General features: G+C 71.7%; 12 protein-coding genes and 1 pseudogene. 9 read left to right on the forward strand and 4 right to left on the reverse strand.

The window, feature by feature from the left end; translation table 11 throughout:
• Nucleotides 1-84 precede the first annotated feature (84 nt).
• Nucleotides 85-1,581, reverse strand: coding sequence for a glycine betaine/L-proline transporter ProP (proP, locus tag ACFCXS_RS17295; protein ID WP_376644173.1), 1,497 nt, complete (start codon nucleotides 1,579-1,581; stop codon nucleotides 85-87).
• A 233-nt stretch (nucleotides 1,582-1,814) separates the two neighbouring features.
• On the opposite strand from proP, the gene ACFCXS_RS17300 reads away from it, so the two are divergent.
• Nucleotides 1,815-3,329, forward strand: a complete 1,515-nt coding sequence (locus ACFCXS_RS17300) for an MFS transporter (RefSeq protein ID WP_376644174.1) — start codon at nucleotides 1,815-1,817, stop codon at nucleotides 3,327-3,329.
• A 161-nt stretch (nucleotides 3,330-3,490) separates the two neighbouring features.
• Here ACFCXS_RS17300 and ACFCXS_RS17305 read toward each other — a convergent pair whose 3' ends face one another.
• The 3 genes and pseudogenes from ACFCXS_RS17305 to ACFCXS_RS17315 all read right to left on the reverse strand — a co-directional run.
• Entirely contained in the window at nucleotides 3,491-4,225 is a 735-nt protein-coding gene (locus ACFCXS_RS17305) for a hypothetical protein (RefSeq protein ID WP_376644175.1), read from the reverse strand.
• Nucleotides 4,226-4,300: 75 nt separating this feature from the next.
• Nucleotides 4,301-5,962 (reverse strand): amidohydrolase, encoded by a 1,662-nt coding sequence (locus tag ACFCXS_RS17310; RefSeq protein ID WP_376644176.1) that lies wholly within the window; start codon nucleotides 5,960-5,962, stop codon nucleotides 4,301-4,303.
• A gap of 20 nt (nucleotides 5,963-5,982) precedes the next feature.
• Nucleotides 5,983-6,414 (reverse strand): annotated as a pseudogene (locus ACFCXS_RS17315) (amino acid transporter); the annotation flags it as partial.
• Nucleotides 6,415-6,467: 53 nt separating this feature from the next.
• Here ACFCXS_RS17315 and ACFCXS_RS17320 point away from each other — a divergent pair.
• The 8 genes from ACFCXS_RS17320 (at nucleotide 6,468) to ACFCXS_RS17355 (ending at nucleotide 17,125) form a co-directional block, all read left to right on the forward strand.
• On the forward strand, nucleotides 6,468-6,635 hold the full coding sequence (locus tag ACFCXS_RS17320; RefSeq protein WP_376644177.1) for a hypothetical protein: 168 nt from the start codon (nucleotides 6,468-6,470) through the stop codon (nucleotides 6,633-6,635).
• A gap of 222 nt (nucleotides 6,636-6,857) precedes the next feature.
• On the forward strand, nucleotides 6,858-7,817 hold the full coding sequence (gene sigJ / locus ACFCXS_RS17325) for an RNA polymerase sigma factor SigJ (protein ID WP_376644178.1): 960 nt from the start codon (nucleotides 6,858-6,860) through the stop codon (nucleotides 7,815-7,817).
• A gap of 569 nt (nucleotides 7,818-8,386) precedes the next feature.
• Nucleotides 8,387-9,496, forward strand: a complete 1,110-nt coding sequence (locus ACFCXS_RS17330; protein WP_376644179.1) for a LacI family DNA-binding transcriptional regulator — start codon at nucleotides 8,387-8,389, stop codon at nucleotides 9,494-9,496.
• Nucleotides 9,497-9,789: 293 nt separating this feature from the next.
• The gene (locus tag ACFCXS_RS17335) at nucleotides 9,790-11,178 is read left to right on the forward strand and encodes an ABC transporter substrate-binding protein (RefSeq protein ID WP_376644180.1); all 1,389 of its coding nucleotides are present in this window, start codon (nucleotides 9,790-9,792) and stop codon (nucleotides 11,176-11,178) included.
• A 1-nt stretch (nucleotide 11,179) separates the two neighbouring features.
• Complete coding sequence (locus ACFCXS_RS17340) at nucleotides 11,180-12,097, forward strand: carbohydrate ABC transporter permease (protein ID WP_376644181.1); 918 nt, start codon at nucleotides 11,180-11,182, stop codon at nucleotides 12,095-12,097.
• 2 nt (nucleotides 12,098-12,099) lie between these two features.
• The gene (locus tag ACFCXS_RS17345; RefSeq protein ID WP_376644253.1) at nucleotides 12,100-13,026 is read left to right on the forward strand and encodes a carbohydrate ABC transporter permease; all 927 of its coding nucleotides are present in this window, start codon (nucleotides 12,100-12,102) and stop codon (nucleotides 13,024-13,026) included.
• A 50-nt stretch (nucleotides 13,027-13,076) separates the two neighbouring features.
• Complete coding sequence (locus ACFCXS_RS17350; RefSeq protein ID WP_376644182.1) at nucleotides 13,077-15,239, forward strand: beta-galactosidase; 2,163 nt, start codon at nucleotides 13,077-13,079, stop codon at nucleotides 15,237-15,239.
• A gap of 20 nt (nucleotides 15,240-15,259) precedes the next feature.
• The gene (locus tag ACFCXS_RS17355; protein ID WP_376644183.1) at nucleotides 15,260-17,125 is read left to right on the forward strand and encodes an RICIN domain-containing protein; all 1,866 of its coding nucleotides are present in this window, start codon (nucleotides 15,260-15,262) and stop codon (nucleotides 17,123-17,125) included.
• Nucleotides 17,126-17,223: the final 98 nt, after the last annotated feature.

The following is a 17,223-nucleotide window of genomic DNA, read 5'->3' on the forward strand; positions in this document are numbered from 1 at the left end:
CGCGCACCGTGTTCCCGCTCCGCCCGGCCCCAACCGTGAAAGGCCCCGCCCGCACGGTCGCGGACGGGGCCCTTCACCTCGCGGTCAGAACCTGGGCTGGGGGGACTGCGCCTGGACGAGTTCCTCCGCCTCGGCCTGCGTCTCCACGGACGGCGGGGAGCCGGCCAAGGGCTGGTTGGCGGTCTCGCGCATGCACAGCACGGCGACGACACCGATGGCCGCGGCGCCCATGGCGTAGTACGCCGGCATCAGGGTCGAGCCGAAGGCGCTGATCAGAGCAGTGATCACCAGCGGTGTCGTACCGCCGAAGATCGAGGTGGCCAGGTTGTAGGCCACCGACAGCGAGCCGTAGCGCACCTGGGTCGGGAAGAGCGCCGGGAGCGCCGCCGACATGGTGCCGAGCATCGCCACCAGCGAGAGCCCCATCAGCAGCAGTCCCACGGTGATGAGGACGACGCTGCCCTGCCGGATGAGCAGGAACGACGGCAGGGACAGGAACAGGAATCCGAGCATCCCCGCCATCAGCAGCGGCTTGCGCCCGAAGCGGTCCGAGAGCCGCCCCACCTGGTTGATCACGCACATCTGCAGCACCATCACGATGAGCAGGATCAGCAACCCGTGGTTGGTCCCGTAGCCCAGCTCGTCGGACAGGTAGGTCGGCATGTACGACAACAGCATGTAGTCGGTGATGTTGTACGCCGCGACCAGCGCCAGGCACAGCAGCAGCGGCCGCCAGTACCGGGTGAAGATCTTGCCGAGGTCGGCGGCCGCCGAGGTCTCCACGGCGTCGGCCGCCTCGCTCGCCTTGGCCTGGCCGCCCTCCAGCTTCTGGAAGGCGGGCGTCTCGTCCAGCTTGAGCCGCAGGTAGAGGCCGATGAGGCCGAGCGGGGCCGCGACGAGGAACGGCACGCGCCAGCCCCACGACAGCATCTGGTCGTCACTGAGGAGCATCTGCAGGACGACGACGAGGCCGGAGGCGCCGACGTAACCGGCGAGCGTGCCGAGCTCCAGGAAGCTGCCGAAGAAGCCGCGCCGCTTGTCGGGCGCGTACTCCGCGATGAACGTCGAGGCGCCGCCGTACTCCCCGCCGGTGGAGAAGCCCTGCACCAGCCGGAAGAAGATCAGCAGGGCCGGGGCCCACAGGCCGATGGCCGCGTGCGAGGGGACCAGGCCGATCGCGAAGGTCCCCACCGCCATCATGATCATGGTGAGGGAGAGGATGCGCTTGCGTCCGACCTTGTCCCCGAGCGGCCCGAAGACCATGCCCCCGAGCGGACGGACCAGGAAGGCCACCGCGAACGTCGCGAAAGAGCCGAGCAGCTGGGCGGTGTCGTTGGTGGACGGGAAGAAGACCCGCCCGATGGTCGACGCCAGATAGCTGTAGATGCCGAAGTCGTACCACTCCATCGCGTTGCCGAGGGCGGCGGCCTTGGTGGCGCGCTTGACCGCCGCATCGTCGGTCACCGTGATGTCGCTGCGACGCAGCTTCGGGTTGCGCCGCTTCTCGATCGCGCGGAACAGCACCCGGTGCCGTCTCACCGCCGCGGGATCCACCGACTCGTCGTTGTCGGTCTCCGCCATCACGTGGTTCCTTTCGCCGTTCGCATTCCCAAAGACCACGCCTGCACAGATCTCGCGCGCTCAAACAACCCCGTTCACACGGCGTCTGGTTGATCACGGAATGTGACGCACGGGTGCGCGGGGCGAGAGGCGGGACGCAGCGCCGTCCGGCAGGATCTCCGGGACGGGTGTGTGCCCGTGCCCCGGCGGGGGAACTTGAGTCGCCGGGTGCGTTCCTGGTGAGAGGAGCCCAAGTGACGGCGTCAGCGGCGGGCGGCCACGACCAGGGTGCGCGGGAGGACGGGTACGAGCCCGACCCGAAGCGGTGGCGGGCCCTGTGGGTCACTCTGGTGGCCGGCTTCATGAGCCTGCTGGACGTGTCGATCGTGGCCGTCGCCCTGCCCACGATCCAGCAGCAGCTGCACGCCTCCGCGGCCGAGGTGCAGTGGGTGGTGTCCGGCTACGCCCTCTCCTTCGGTCTCGCCCTCGTCACGGCCGGACGCCTCGGCGACGCCCTGGACCGGCGCCGTATCTTCCTCATCGCCCTCAGCGGCTTCGTGCTCTTCAGCGCAGCCTGCGGAGCGGCCCCGAACATCACCCTGCTGGTGGTGGCCCGGCTCGCCCAGGGGCTGGCCGCCGGCTTCATGGCCCCGCAGAACTCCGCGCTCATCCAGCAGATGTTCCGGGGCGGCGAACGCGGCCGCGCCTTCGGCTTCTTCGGCGCCACCGTCGGCATCTCCTCCGCCGTCGGCCCCCTCACCGGCGGCCTGATCCTCGCCCTGGCCGACGGTGCCCAGGGCTGGCGCTGGATCTTCTACGTCAACGTCCCCATCGGCATCCTCGCCGTCCTCCTCGGCCGCCGTCTGCTGCCCCGCACCCGGCGCTCCGGGCGGGAACACGTGGACCTGCCCGGAGTCCTGCTCCTCGGCCTCGGCGTGCTCGCGCTCATGTACCCGCTGGTCCAGGCAGAGGCCGGCGGCCTCACCCGGCTGTGGTGGATGTTCCTCGCCGGTGCCGCGCTGCTCTTCGTCTTCACCCGCTGGCAGCGCCGGCTGCTGGACCGCGGTACCCAGCCGCTGCTCGATCCGCGCCTGTTCACCACGGTGCGCGGCTACGCCGTCGGCGCCGGCGTCGGCACGCTCTACTTCATCGGCTTCAGCGGTGTCTGGCTGGTCTTCGCCCTCTTCTACCAGCACGGCCTGGGCTTCTCCCCGCTGGAGTCGGGCCTCGCCGTGACCCCCTTCGCGCTCGGCTCGGCCGTCGCGGCCGCCGTCTCCGGGCGGCTCGTGGACCGGCTCGGCCGCCTGCTCACCGTGGGCGGGCTCACGGGCGTCATCCTCGGACTGGGCGGCACCGCGCTGCTGCTGCGCTTCGCGCCCCTCGACATCGCGCCCTGGATCGCCGCCCCGGTCCTGTTCCTCGGCGGCGTCGGCGGAGGGTGCGTGATCTCCCCCAACATCACCATGACCCTGCGCGACGTGCCCGTGCACATGGCGGGAGCGGCGGGTGGCGCCCTGCAGACCGGACAGCGGCTCGGCGCCGCCGTGGGCACCGCCGCCCTGCCCGGCCTCTACTACCTGGTGCTCGGCAGCCGGAGCGACGACTACCGCGGCGCGCTCTTCCTCGCGATGGCCGCCGGGCTCCTCGGCATGGCCGCGTCCCTGGCCCTCGCGGCGTACGACTGGAGACGCGACCGGCGCACGCGGGAGCCGCACGGCCCGTGCCCGGACGACGTCGCCCACAGTCCCGTGCACGCCCGGCAGACCTGAGCGGCAACGCGACCCGCAGCTCCTCGGCCCCACGGCCCGCCCGTGGTGGCGCGACAACGGACCGCATGAGACGGCGTAGACGCGCGGGTCGCAGCTCCCGTGCCCGGACGGCGTCGTCGCACGCAGTCCGGTGGACCCGGCAGCCCTCAGCGGTCAGGCCGTCACGAAGCCTGTGGCTCCGGCTGCTGCGGGGCGGGTGCGTCGTCGTCCAGCTCGCCGCGCAGCGCGCCGAGGGCGAAAGCCGTCATGGACGCCAGGATCAGCAGTGCGAGCGGCCCCCAGATCGCCGGAACGGCCCAGAACGGCCAGTCGTTGGCGGCCTGCGCCCAGGGCGTCAGGATCGCCGTCGCGCCCAGGCCGACGCCGTGCCACCGCACCATCTTCGCCGCCGTCACCCGACGCCCGTCGCCCCGCGCGAAGAGCGGCCACACCCCGCCGACCAGGGCCGCCAGGCCGAACGAGAGGCAGGCCAGCGCACCGCCCAGACGATCCTCGGGCCATCCCACCGGCCCGTCGGACGTCTGCTGCCGACGCCCCTCGGCGTCCCGCACCTCGACGACCTGCCCGTGCCAGATCACGCCGACCACCTTCTCGTCGGGCGCCATCTCGGACATCACCGGCTCGGTCCGCGGGAACGTCACCTCCCACGGCTTGCCCGACGGCAGCACCAGCTCCGCCTCCGGGGCCTCGCCCCGCTTCCCGCGGTTCATGGCGGCGCTGCGTACGGTGAACTCCTGCTCCCACACGCACCCCGACGCCTCGACGGGAACCGCGGCACAGGCCCCTGCGCCGCGGTACTCCCTCTCCCGCTCCAACGCCCCGCCGACCTCGCGGGCCGACGCCACTCCGACGCCGAGCGTCACGACGGCGAGCAGTATCCACACCACGGACCGCATGACCCCGTCCCCCGACGACCCCACCGCGCCTCATCCCCCTCCGTACCGACGGGCCCCGGAGCATTGGAGCACGCCTCAGGCGCCGGTGTGGACCCGCCGCCCCTCGGCGAAGGTCTCCAGGACCCGGGTCGCGGCGATCTCCTCGGGCGGCCCCCGGAACGGGTCGCGGTCGAGGACGACCAGGTCGGCCGCCTTGCCGACGGTGATGCTGCCGGTGATGTCGTCGAGGTGGTTCACATGGGCGCTGCCCGCCGTGTAGGCGGCGATGGCGGTACCCAGGTCGAGGCGCTGCTCCGGGAAGAAGGCAGGTGTGCCGTCCGGGGCCTCGGGGGAGACGCGGTTGACGGCGACATGGATGGCCTGGAGCGGGTCGGGGCTGCTGACGGGCCAGTCGCTGCCGGCCGCGAGGGTCGCACCGGCGCGCAGCAGATCCCCGAAGGGGTACTGCCACGCGCCGCGTTCCGCGCCCAGGAAGGGCAGGGTCAGCTCGTCCATCTGCGGTTCGTGCGCGGCCCACAGCATCTGCAGGTTGGCACTCGCGCCCAGGGCCCGGAAGCGCGGCAGGTCGCGGGGGTGGACGACCTGGAGGTGCGCCAGGTGGTGCCGCGTGTCGCGGTGGCCGTTGGCGGCCCGGGCGGCCTCCACGGCGTCGAGCGCCTCACGCACCGCCCGGTCGCCGAGCGCGTGGAAGTGCACCTGGAAGCCGTACGCGTCCAGCTCGGTGACGTACTTCCGCAGCTCGCCCGGCTCGACGAAGCTGATGCCGCTGTTGTCCGAGGCACAGCCGCAGCCGGTCAGGTAGGGGGACAGCATGGCGGCGGTGTGGTTCTCGGCGATGCCGTCCTGCATGATCTTCACGGTCCCGGTACGGAACCGGTCCCGGCTCAACTCCTCTCTCCTGGCGACGAGTTCGCCGATCTGCTCGGCGCCCCGCTCACGGTCCCACCACAGGGCGCCGACGACCCGCGCGGTGAGCAGACCCCGGTCCAGGGCCGTCAGATAGGCCGGGGCCGGGTCGGTCAGGTTGGCGTACGTGCCGACGATGGCGTCCTGCCAGGCGGTGACGCCGTGCGCGTGCAGCACGGCCTGGGCGCGCAGCAGACCGGCGAGCTGCTCCTCCGGCGTGGGGCCGGGCACCAGCCGGCCCACGAGGTGGACCGCGCCCTCCTGGAGCATCCCGGTGGGGTTGCCCTCGGCGTCGCGCTCGATCCGGCCGTCCGCGGGGTCGGGGGTCCGGGCGTCGATGCCCGCACGCTCCAGGGCCCGGCTGTTGACCCAGGCGCCGTGATGGTCCCGGTTGGGCAGGAAGACGGGGCGGTCCGGGACGACCGCGTCGAGGGCGGCGGCCGTGGGGGAGCCGCCGGGGAACGCCTCCAGGGACCAGCCGCCCCCGGTGATCCACTCGACGTCCGGGTGCTCGTCGGCGTACGCCGCGATCCTGCGCAGGTACTCGCCCGCGTCGGTGGTGTCGCCCAGGTGGCACAGGCCGAGTTCGAGGCCGGCGCCCATCGGGTGGACGTGGGCGTCCTGGAAGCCCGGCAGCAGCAGTTTTCCGGCGAGGTCGACGACCTCGGTGCGCGGCCCGATCAGCTCGCGCACCTCGTCGTGGCCGACGGCGACGATCCGCCCGCCGCGCACGGCCACCGAGGTGGCGCGGCTGCGGGCCGGGTCGACGGTGTGCACGGGGCCGCCGGTGAGGACGAGGTCGGCGGATCCCGGGGCAGGGGGGTGCGACATGGGGGTGAGCTCCATGGGGGTCAGACCGCCGTGCGGTCCATCGGCAGGGTGAGGGCCTCGGCGTCGGTGCCGCGCCCGGTGGTGAAGTAGGGCGAGCGCCGGACGTACTTGGCGACGGCGGCCATGCCGAGGCCGGCGAGCACGATCACGGCGGGCAGCGAGAACATGAACCACCCGTTGTCCGGGCTCAGTTCGAAGTGGTCGCTCATGGTGAGGTACGAGTAGCCGAGGTAGGCGCCCAGGCCCAGCAGCACCAGCCCGGACACGGCCGGCACGCCGACCGCGAGCAGCGCCTCGCGCGCTCCCTCGTGCCGCGCGGAGCGGAAGCGCACCGCGCAGGCGAGTGCGGTGAGGCCGTAGTAGAGGGCGACGATCAGGCCGATCGCGTTGACGGCGGCCAGCAGCATGTCGCTCAGCCTGGGGATCGCGAAGGCGAGCACGGCGATCACAGCTCAGGCCGAACATCAGCACGCCCAGGGGGAGATGGAGCGACGGGACGTGCGCGATGCCGAGCACGACCTGGAGCGAGGCGAGTGCGAGGAAACCCGAGGCGTACCAGATCGGGCGGGGTGAGCCGCCGCCCGGCTTCCACGCCAGCACCGCCGCGAGCACGTACAGCATCGACGCCCCGTACATCACCCGCGCTCCGACGCTGTGCAGCATCTCCCCGTAGGACGAGGTCAGCAGCAAGCCGGCGGACACCGCCTGGAGGAAGATCGTCAGGGTCTGCAGGGCGATCGCGATCCGCAGGAACGCGGTGCCGCGCCGTGCCGCCGCTGTCACTTCAGTGGCCATGTCACAGTCCTCTCTTCCGCCCTCGGGCAGGAGATCGATAAGGTCTCGACAGCCCGACGACGCGGGAGCGCGAAAGGTAAGGCGAGGGGGACGCCGACACATGGGAACGGCCTGGACCGGTACGGACGAGACAGCCGGCGAGCAACGCCAACTGATCAATGTCGCCTACCGGTTGCTCGGCTCGGTCACCGAGGCCGAGGACGCCGTGCAGGACGCCTACACACGCTGGTACGCGCTGCCACGAAGTCGGCGGGAGGAGATCCTCTCTCCCGGCGCCTGGCTGACGACGGTGACCAGCCGCATCTGCCTGGACCTGCTCGGCTCGGCCCGGGCCCGCCGTGAACGCTATGTCGGCGCGTGGCTGCCCGAGCCTCTGCCCGACCGGGCCGAGTGGGGCCCCGTGGGTGGCTCCGCCCGCACCGGCCCCGCGGACCCCGCCGACCAGATCGTCCTGGACGAGTCGGTGACCGTGGCCTTCCTCGTCGTCCTGGAGTCGATGACGCCCGCCGAGCGGGTGGCGTTCGTCCTGCACGACGTCTTCCGCTACCCGTTCGCCGAGATCGCCGAGGTTCTCGGGCGAACTCCCGCGGCCTGCAAGCAGCTTGCGGCCTCCGCCCGGCGGCGGGTGAGCGCCGCGCGTACCCAGGAGAAGGCGACCGGCCAGGCCGACGTGGTGCGGCACGTCAAAGAAGCCTGGGAGAGCAAGGACATCGCCGCCCTGGTCCGTCTCCTCGACCCCGCCGCCGTGATGACCGCCGACGGCGGCGGCCTGGCGGGCGCCGCACGGCGCCCCGTCGAGGGCGGCACCCACATCGCCCAGTACATGGTCGCCATCGCCGACAAGGCTCCGGGCCTCGAACTGCTGGAGCGGTCGGTCAACGGCAGGCCGGGCCTGGTGGCCCAGCGGGCCGGCATCGTCATGACCGTGGCCTCGTTCGGCGTCTTTGCGGGTCGCGTCACCGGGATCTGGGCTGTCCGCAACCCGGAGAAGCTACGGCCCTGGCGGCGGGACGGCCGGATCCACGAGGGCGGGACGCCGGTGACCCCGGACCTGAGCTGAGACGCCACGGCCGGCCGTCCGGCGGGCCGGCTCCCGGCGGCGGTGGTGCGTGTTCCGGCCTCCGGTCGCCGAGCACTCGTTCGGGCTGCCGGAGCTGGTGGGCCGGGCGCGCCGTGCGCTCGTGATGACTGTTCGGGCCTGCGGTCGTCGCGGGTGCTCGTTCGGGCTGCCGGAGCTGGTGGGCCCGGCGCGCCGTGCTCCCGGCGGCGGCCGTGATGACCGTTCGGGCCTGAGGTCGTAGTCGAGCGCTCGATCGTGGTGCCGAGTTCACGGGCCCGGTGCCCCCTGAGCTCCCGTGCGATCGCCTGAGCCCGCCGACCTGCCAGGACGCCCGGCGCACCTCCCTCGGTATCCGCCGGGCACCCGGCCGCCCCGGTCCGGACCAACAGGCGAAGTCCCCGGGGCCCGGGCCGCTGGAGGAACGGACTTCGCACGAAGTCTTGACGCGGCGCACGCGACTGCGTAGATATGTCTGCGCAGTCATGACAGCGCAGTCACCCGGCGACAGAGGCGGGCGACCGAGGCCGTCCAGACGATCAGATCCGATCCACCGCACATCGGGAGACGCCATGACGCGAGCAAGGGGGCGGGACGGCGGTCCCGCCGCGCCGCGAGGCGTCGACGTGGCGAAAGCCGCGGGTGTCTCCCAGAAGACGGTGTCACGGGTCCTCAACGGCGAGCGATACGTCTCGGTGGACGTGCGCCGCCGCGTGCTGGAGGCGGCCGACCGGCTCGGCTACCGGCTGAACAACGCGGCACGGGCCCTCGCCTCGGGGCGGTCCCGGACCATCGGCGTGGTGGCGCTGGGAACGGCCCTGTACGGTCCCGCCTCGCTGCTCCTCGGTGTCGAGCGGGCGGCGCGGGACGCGGGATACGCGCTGAGCGTGGTCAACACCCTCGAAGGCGACCAGGGCGGCGTCGGTGGCGCCGTGCAGTCGCTCCTGGAGCGGGGCGTGGACGGCATCGTCGTGTCGGAGCCCATCGACGAGGACGCCGATCCGCTCGCCTCGGAGGTTCCGGTGCTCGTCCTCGGGGCGCCGGCCGGCACCCGCACGGGCGAGCGGACCATCGCCGCGGGGGTCGACTCCGAGGCGCTGGCCAGGGCCGCCACCGAACACCTGCTGGACCTGGGACATCCGACGGTCCATCACCTCGCGGGCCCCGAACGGTGGTTCGCCGCCCGGGACAGGCTGGCGGGCTGGCGGCAGGCCCTCGCGGCGCGTGGCCGTGAGCAGCCCCCGGTCGCCGAGGGCGACTGGTCCGCCGCGTCCGGGTACGCGGCAGGACGCCGGCTGGCCGCCGGGAACGACCTCACGGCGGTGTTCGCCGCCAACGACGACATGGCCGTCGGCCTGATCAGCGCCCTCACCGAAGCCGGGTTGCGGGTGCCCCAGGACGTCAGCGTGGTCGGCTTCGACGACATCCCGCTGGCCGCCTACGTCCGCCCGCCGCTGACGACGGTGCGCCAGCCGTTCGACGCGGTGGCCGACGAGGGGCTGCGGCTGCTGGTCCACGCCATCGAGAACCCGGAGGCGGAGCTGCCGACGGCGCGGGCGCAACCCGTCGAGCTCGTCGTCCGTTCGTCCACCGCGCCGCCACCGGCCCGGGCGGACTCGGCTCCGCTACGACATACCGTGCAGCCCCTGGCCGGCGAGGCCCACGCCCCTCCGGCCGCCTGACGGAGACGCCCGGTCCCGTTTTCGTCACCCGCGGGGTGCGAGGGAACCACGACGGGACCGGACATCCGCCGGCACCGTCCCGGTCCCGCACCCTCCACCCGTACAAGCGCCACCACAGGCGGTTGCCCGACCGGCCCACCGGGGGGCCACCCACCTCGCAGGACCCGTTTCCCGGCTCGGTCACCCCGGCGTCCGCGGTCACCGGTTCCCACCCTTCGCACACCTCGCTCTCCCCGGGCATGCCGCTGCCGGCCTCTGCCTTTCCTCTTCCTTCGCCTCGGCGGGAGTCCAGCATGTCCACAACCTCCATCCCCTCGTCCGCACCGAGCCGCCGGCTCTTCCTCACCGCCACCGGAGCGCTGTCTCTCGGCGCGGCCCTGTCGGCCTGCGGCGGCGGTGGCAACTCGGGCGGCTCGTCCGCCGCGGCCAAGCCGGTGAGCCGGTCCGACATCGACAAGGCGATGCGGACGCCGACCCAGCTGACCTTCTGGACCTGGGTCCCGAACATCCAGAAGGAGGTCGCCCTCTTCGAGAAGAAGTACCCCGCGATCAAGGTCAAGGTGGTCAACGCCGGCCAGGGCATCACGCACTACACCAAGCTGCGCACCGCGCTGAAGGCCGGCAGCGGAGCCCCGGACCTGGCACAGATCGAGTACCAGGCGGTCCCCACGTTCACGATCACCGACAGCCTGCTCGACCTGGGCCCGCACGGCGCCTCGGCCCTCAAGGGCAAGTTCGTCGACTGGACGTGGGGGCAGGTCAGCGGCCCGAAGGGGGAGGTCTGGGCGATACCCCAGGACACCGGCCCGATGGGCATGCTGTACCGCAAGGACATCTTCGACCGGCACGACATCCAGGTCCCCAAGACCTGGGACGACTTCGCCGCCGCGGCCCGCAAACTGCACAAGGCCGACCCGGACGTCTACCTGACCAACTTCGCGGCCAACGAACCCGCCGCCTGGCACGGCCTGTTGTGGCAGGCGGGCGCGACCCCGTACGGCGTCTCCGGCAAGAGCGACCTGTCCATCAGCGTCGACGACACCGTCTCCAAGAAGCTCGCCGCGTACTGGGGCGGGCTCGCCGAGGAAGGCGTCATCAGCACCGACCCCGACTTCACGGACGGCTGGTACGCGGGTTTCAACAAGGGCAAGTACGCCACCTGGCTCACCGCGGCCTGGGGGCCGGCCTTCCTGTCCGGCTCGGCCAAGTCCACCGCCGGCAAGTGGCGCGCGGCCCCGCTGCCACAGTGGGACGCGTCCAAGCCGGCCTCCGGGAACTGGGGCGGCTCGACCACGGCCGTCCTGCGATCGACGAAGAACGCCATCGCCGCAGCGCAGTTCGCCCAGTTCCTCAACAGCGACCCGGCCGGCGCGAAGCTCTTCGCCCTCGAGCAGTCCTTCTTCCCGGCCACCAAGGCCCTGCTCACCGACCCCTCCTTCACCGGTGACGCCGCCCCCTTCTACGGCGGGCAGAAGGTCAACGAGGTGTTCGCCTCCATCGGCGACACGGTCGACCCCGCCTTCCAGTGGCCGCCCTTCTACGACCAGGCGGCGACCGACTGGATCGAGACCGTCGGCAAGTCCCTCGCCGGCAAGGCCGACACGGCCGCCGCGCTCGGCGCGTGGCAGACCCGCCTGACCACGTACGCCAAGAAGCAGGGCTTCACCGTCAAGGGAACGTGACATGACCGCCGCCACCGCACCACCCGCATCGAGGCCGAAGGGAGCCGGCCCGCGTCGCCGCCGTGTCGCCGGCCCCGTGTTCGTCGCCCCGTTCCTGATCCTCTTCCTGCTGCTCTTCCTCGCCCCGCTGGGCTACGCCGCCTACCTGAGCCTCTTCCAGGAACGCCTCGTCGGCGGAACGGTGTTCGTCGGCCTGGACAACTACGTCACCGCACTCACCGACCCCCTGCTGCTGCGCGGTGTCGGCCGCGTGGCGCTGTTCTTCCTCATCCAGGTCCCGCTGATGCTCGGGCTGGCGCTGGTGTTCGCCCTCGCGCTGGACAGCGGACTGCTGCGGCTGGCCCGGGTGATCCGGCTGGGCATCTTCGTGCCGTACGCCGTGCCGAGCGTCGTCGCGGCCCTCATGTGGGGGTATCTGTACGGGCCGGACTTCGGCCCGTTCGCCCAGCTGAGCCGCGAACTCGGCGTACCGGCCCCGAACTTCCTCAGCGACGGATGGATGCTCAGCAGCCTTGCCAACGTCGTCACCTGGGAGTTCGTCGGCTACAACATGATCATTCTGTACGCGGCCCTGCGGACCATCCCGCACGAGCTGTACGAGGCCGCCGCGATGGACGGCGCCGGCCCCTGGCGCATCGCGAGGTCCATCAAGCTCCCCGCACTGAAACCCGCCCTGCTGCTGACCCTGCTGTTCTCCGTGATCGGCAGCTTCCAGCTCTTCAACGAGCCGAACCTGCTGATGAAGATCGCCCCCGACGTCATCAGCAGCTCCTACACCGCCAACCTCTACGCCTACTCCCTCGCCTTCACCGGCCAGCAGGTCAACTTCGCGGCCACGGTCTCCTTCCTCCTCGGCCTGGTCATCGTCATCGCCTCCTACGGCGTCCTGCTCACGGCGAACCGCAGGAGGACCCCGTGACCATGACCACTCCCGCGGGCACCACCGCCGCTCGCCGAACCGAGCGGAAGCACACCCCGGCGCCGCCACCGCGTCGCCGGTCCCGGCGCAGCACCCCGCTGACGATCGCCATGCTCGCGGCGCTCGTCTACTTCCTGCTGCCGCTGCTGTGGCTGCTCATCGCCTCCACCAAGAACACCCAAGGGCTGTTCGACAGCTTCGGCCTGTGGTTCTCGCACGCCCCGCAGCTGCTGACCAACATCCGGGCGACCTTCGCCCAGGACGACGGCGTCTTCGTGCACTGGCTGCTCAACACCGCCGTGTACGCCGGAGTCAGCGCGTTCGGCGCGGCCCTGCTCGCGGCCGCCGCCGGGTACGGATTCGCCAAGTTCCGCTTCCGCGGGGACCGCCTGGCCTTCAACCTGGTCCTCGGCGCCATCATGGTCCCGGCCACCGCCCTGGCGATCCCGACCTACCTGCTGTTCGCGGGCGTCGGCCTGGTCAACACCCCCTGGGCGGTCATCCTCCCCTCCCTCGTCAACCCCTTCGGCCTGTACCTGATGCGGGTCTACGCCTCCGACGCCGTCCCGGACAGCCTCCTGGAAGCGGCCCGCATCGACGGGGCCGGCGAGGCACGGATCTTCTTCGGGATCGTGCTGCGCCTGCTGGCCCCCGGCCTGGTGACCGTCCTGCTCTTCACCCTCGTGGCGACCTGGAACAACTACTTCCTGCCGCTGATCATGCTCAACAACCCGAACCTGTACCCCGTCACGGTCGGGCTGTCCTCCTGGGCGGAGCAGGCACAGAACGGTGGCGCGGGCGCCAGCAGCGACATGCTCCCCCTGGTCCTGACCGGTTCCCTGATCTCGATCGTGCCGCTCGTCGCGGCCTTCCTGCTGCTCCAGCGCTACTGGCAGAGCGGCCTGGCCGCAGGCAGCGTCAAGCAGTAGGGCGCGCGCAGCCCCCCGTACCCCCCTTCTTGTTCACGGAGGTTCCTCCCATGGCGGATCTGCCCGCCCGCGTTCTGTTCGGTGCCGCGTATTACCACGAGTACACCCCCACATACGATTCCGGTCTGCGGCCCGGCGAACGGCTGAAGACCGATCTCGACCTGATGGCCGAGGCGCACTTCACCGTGATCCGGGTGGGGGAGTCGGTCTGGTCGACCTGGGAGCCCGAGAACGGCCGCTTCGACCTCGACTGGCTGCAGCCGGTTCTCGACGGCGCCCACGAACGCGGCATCGACGTCATCCTCGGCACACCGACCTACGCGGTGCCGCCGTGGCTGGCCCGCCAGTACCCGGAGATCACGGGGGAGCGGCGCACCGGTGAGCGCATCGGCTGGGGCGCCCGCCAGGAGGTCGACTTCACCCACCCTGCCTTCCGCTTCTTCGCCGAGCGGATCATCCGCAGGATCGTCGCCCGGTACGCGGACCATCCGGCGGTGATCGGCTGGCAGGTGGACAACGAGCCGGGCCTGCACCTCTTCCACAACCACGGCGTCTTCCAGCGCTTCACGGACCACCTGCGGGAGAAGTACGGGGACGTCGAGACCCTCAACCGGGAGTGGGGCCTGGTCTACTGGTCCCACCGCCTGTCCACCTGGGCCGACCTGTGGACCCCGGACGGCAACGAACAGCCCCAGTACGACGTCGCCTGGCGGGAGTTCCAGGCCCGCCAGGTCACCGAGTTCATCGGCTGGCAGGCGGACATCGTCCGTGAGTACGCCCCTCCCGGCCAGTTCGTCACCACCTGCATCTCCTACACCCGGCAGGGCGTCGCGGACGACGAGCTGTCCGCCCGGCTCGACATCGCCTCCGGCAATCCGTACTACGACATGCAGGACGGCCTGCTGCTGCCCGACCCCACACCCGACGAGCACGAGCAGGTCTGGAAGACCACGGGCGTCTGGTCGATGTACCAGACCGCGGACTGGATGTTCTCCTCCCGTCAGGAGCCCTTCCTGGTCACCGAGACCAACGCCAACTCCATCGGCTTCTGCTGGGACAACCGGCCCGGCTACGACGGGCAGTGGCGCCAGGCCGCCTGGGCGCACGTGGCGCGCGGCGCGCGGATGATCGAGTACTGGCAGTGGCAGACGCTGCGCTTCGGCGCGGAGACGTACTGGGGCGGAGTCCTGCCGCACACCGGGCAGCCCGGCCGGACGTACGCCGAGATCGCCCGCCTGGGCGCCGAGTTCGAGCGGGCGGGCTCGCTCGTCGCGGACCTCGAACCGGACGCCGACATCACGGTCGTCCACTCCACGCCCAGCAAGTGGCTGATGGAGAAATACCCGCCGCTGGCGAACGCCGCCGGCGCACCGGACCCGGCCGCCTACCACCGCATCCTCGACCCCTTCTACCGCGGCGCCTTCGAGGCCGGCCGCCAGGTCCGCATCGTCCACGCCCGCCAACTGCACGACCCCCGCGGCGAGAACGCGGGCCTGACACCCGAGGAGGCCGTGCTGCGCCACCCGGTCCTGGTCGTCCCGGCGCTCTACATCGCCCACGACGAGCTGCTCGACCGGCTCGCCGCCTACGCCCACGCGGGCGGCCACCTGGTCCTCGGCCCCCGCACGGGGTACGCCGACCACGAGGCCCGGGCCCGGCACGAGGCGGCACCCGCACGTCTCACCGAGGCCGCGGGAGTGTCGTACGACGAGTTCAGCAACCTCACGCATGCCCTCCCGGTGCGGGCGACGGCGGGCAGCCCCCTGGAGGTGCCGGAGGACGCGACGGCGACCCACTGGGTCGACGGTCTGACCGTCACCGACGCCGACGTCCTCGGCGAGTACGACCACCCGCACTTCGGACGCTGGCCCGCGCTCACCACCCGCCGCCACGGAGCCGGCCGCGTCACCCACGTCGGCACGGTCCCCGGCCGTTCCCTCGCCCGGGCGCTCGCCACCTGGCTCGCGCCGCAGCCGCGCAGCGGCTGGCGCGACCTGCCCGCGTCCGTCACCGTCACCACCGGCACGTCCGCCGACGGCCGCCGCGTCCACGTCGTCCACAACTGGAGCTTCGAGCCCGCCCGGGTCGAAGCGCCGGTGGAGTTGGCCGACGTGCTGGACGGCGGGGCGCTTCGGGCCGGCACGTCCGTCTCACTCGGCGCGTGGGACGTGCGCGTCTTCGTCGCGGCAACCGAGCAGGTCGCAGCAACCTAGCAGAAGGAGACACACAACCGATGAACCGAGCCGCACCGTGGTCGTCCCCGAGAGGGACAACCAGAACGACCAGGACCGTCAGGACCCTGGGGACCTTCGCCGCGGCCTCCGCGCTGCTGGCGATACCCGCCGGGAGCGCGCAGGCGTACAACCCGACGGGCGGGATCGTCTACCAGCTCGGCAGTGAGCCGTGCCTGAAGGGCCGGGGCAACTGCGCGGTCTACCCGAAGACGGCCCAGCTGCCCGGCGGGCGCCTGGTCGCCTCGTTCGAGAAGTCCACGGTCGTCACCGGGTCGGGAAGCGCCGACGGCCAGACCCTGCCCGTCTACAAGAGCGACGACCACGGCACGAGCTGGCAGCCGCTGTCCGAGGTCGAGGCACCCGCCTACCTCTCGAAGGACCCCAGGTACGCCAAATACACGAGCAACTGGACGAACCCCTACCTCTACGTGCTGCCGCAGAACGTCGGAAAGCTGAAGGCGGGCACCCTGCTGCTGGCGAGCGTCGTGTCGGGTGACGACGCCTACTACACGGAGCACAAGGCCGCCGACCCGAGCTGGACGCCGAGCAACGACGGCGACCGCAGCGACCTGGCGATCGCCCTGTACTCCAGCACCGACGAGGGCAGGACCTGGAAGGTCCTCAACATCGTCGCGACGGGCGGCTGGCAGGGCGGCAGCGCGGGTGCCATCGGCCGGAACGTCGCCGACGCCAACAAGACCAAGCAGGTCGACCCCCTCTGGGAGCCGTACCTGATGGTCTACAAGGGCAAGCTCGTCTGCTACTACTCCGACGAGAACGACTACCTCGGCTTCGACCCGAAGACCGGCGCTTTGAAGCCGGACCCCGCGAACGCCACCGCCACGGACTCGCACGGACAGATCCTCGCGCACCGCACGTGGGACGGCAGCGCCACGAAGTGGAGCGACGCCGTCGTCGACCTCGCCGGATCGGTCCAGGACATGGGAGGCGGCAAGACGGAGATCGGCGGCGGCCGTCCGGGCATGACCAATGTCGTCCGCACGGCCGACGGCAAGTGGATGCTGACGTTCGAGTACTGGGGCGGCGGGGCCGACACCAGGTACGTGATCGCCGACGACCCGCTGAAGTTCTTCCGCGGTTCCCAGACCGGTATGTCCGTCGGCTCACTGCCTGTCACCGCCGGCTCCCGCCCGCTCTCCGGCGGCGGCAGCCCGGTCGTCGTCCGGCTGCCCGACGGGCGCCTGGTCTACAACGCGGCGAACAGCGGCAGCGTCTGGGTCAACGACAGCGGACGCAGCGACGGCGTGTGGACGGAGTACCAGACGACCTCGCAGGCCGGCTACAGCCGCAACCTCCAGTACGTCGACGGCACCGGCCGCGTCGCGATCCTCAACAACCAGGGGACGTCCACGATCGCCTACGCCGAGGTCGACCTCGGCGATTCGGACGGCGCCTACTACCGGCTGGTGAACCGCAGGACGGGCCAGGTGATCGGCACCGGCAACAGGACCAACGACGCGAACATCGGCAACGGGAACGTCCCCGACGTGGTCCTGGAGGACGCCGGCGCCGCGGCGAACCAGGACACCCAGTACTGGCACGTGGTGACCGAGCCGAAGGGCGGTACGACGCTGCTCAACAAGTCGGGCGGACGCGCGGCGGCGATCTGGACGGGCAGCGCCACGGCCGGCCAGCGGATCGGCCAGTGGGTCGACGACAGTCCCACGGGCAGCTGGAACCTCGTCAAGAACGCCGACGGTTCCTACAAGCTCCAGTCGGTCAAGAACACCGGTCTGTACCTCACCGGCGCGACCGCGGGAGGGCCGCTGACCCTCCAGAGCGCGGCCGACGACGGTTCGCAGGACTGGCGGCTCGTCCGCGACACCCGGCGCGGCGGCTCGTGATGCCCGCCCACGCGGGTCGTTGACACGCTCGGACGCGGCGCCTCCCGTCTTCGGGGAGGCGCCGCGTTCCTGCTGTCGAGCGGTACGGTGCGTCCCGG

It is taken from the genome of Streptomyces sp. NPDC056373, from assembly GCF_042262425.1.
GTDB lineage: Bacteria > Actinomycetota > Actinomycetes > Streptomycetales > Streptomycetaceae > Streptomyces.

What these genes read in the sequence shown, in the direction of transcription:
- proP (WP_376644173.1), bottom strand. Translation starts at nt 1,581, where the DNA reads ATGGCGGAGACCGACAACGACGAGTCGGTGGATCCCGCGGCGGTGAGA.
- ACFCXS_RS17305 (WP_376644175.1), bottom strand. Translation starts at nt 4,225, where the DNA reads ATGCGGTCCGTGGTGTGGATACTGCTCGCCGTCGTGACGCTCGGCGTC.
- ACFCXS_RS17310 (WP_376644176.1), bottom strand. Translation starts at nt 5,962, where the DNA reads ATGTCGCACCCCCCTGCCCCGGGATCCGCCGACCTCGTCCTCACCGGC.
- ACFCXS_RS17320 (WP_376644177.1), top strand. Translation starts at nt 6,468, where the DNA reads ATGCCGAGCACGACCTGGAGCGAGGCGAGTGCGAGGAAACCCGAGGCG.
- sigJ (WP_376644178.1), top strand. Translation starts at nt 6,858, where the DNA reads ATGGGAACGGCCTGGACCGGTACGGACGAGACAGCCGGCGAGCAACGC.
- ACFCXS_RS17330 (WP_376644179.1), top strand. Translation starts at nt 8,387, where the DNA reads ATGACGCGAGCAAGGGGGCGGGACGGCGGTCCCGCCGCGCCGCGAGGC.
- ACFCXS_RS17335 (WP_376644180.1), top strand. Translation starts at nt 9,790, where the DNA reads ATGTCCACAACCTCCATCCCCTCGTCCGCACCGAGCCGCCGGCTCTTC.
- ACFCXS_RS17340 (WP_376644181.1), top strand. Translation starts at nt 11,180, where the DNA reads ATGACCGCCGCCACCGCACCACCCGCATCGAGGCCGAAGGGAGCCGGC.
- ACFCXS_RS17345 (WP_376644253.1), top strand. Translation starts at nt 12,100, where the DNA reads ATGACCACTCCCGCGGGCACCACCGCCGCTCGCCGAACCGAGCGGAAG.
- ACFCXS_RS17350 (WP_376644182.1), top strand. Translation starts at nt 13,077, where the DNA reads ATGGCGGATCTGCCCGCCCGCGTTCTGTTCGGTGCCGCGTATTACCAC.
- ACFCXS_RS17355 (WP_376644183.1), top strand. Translation starts at nt 15,260, where the DNA reads ATGAACCGAGCCGCACCGTGGTCGTCCCCGAGAGGGACAACCAGAACG.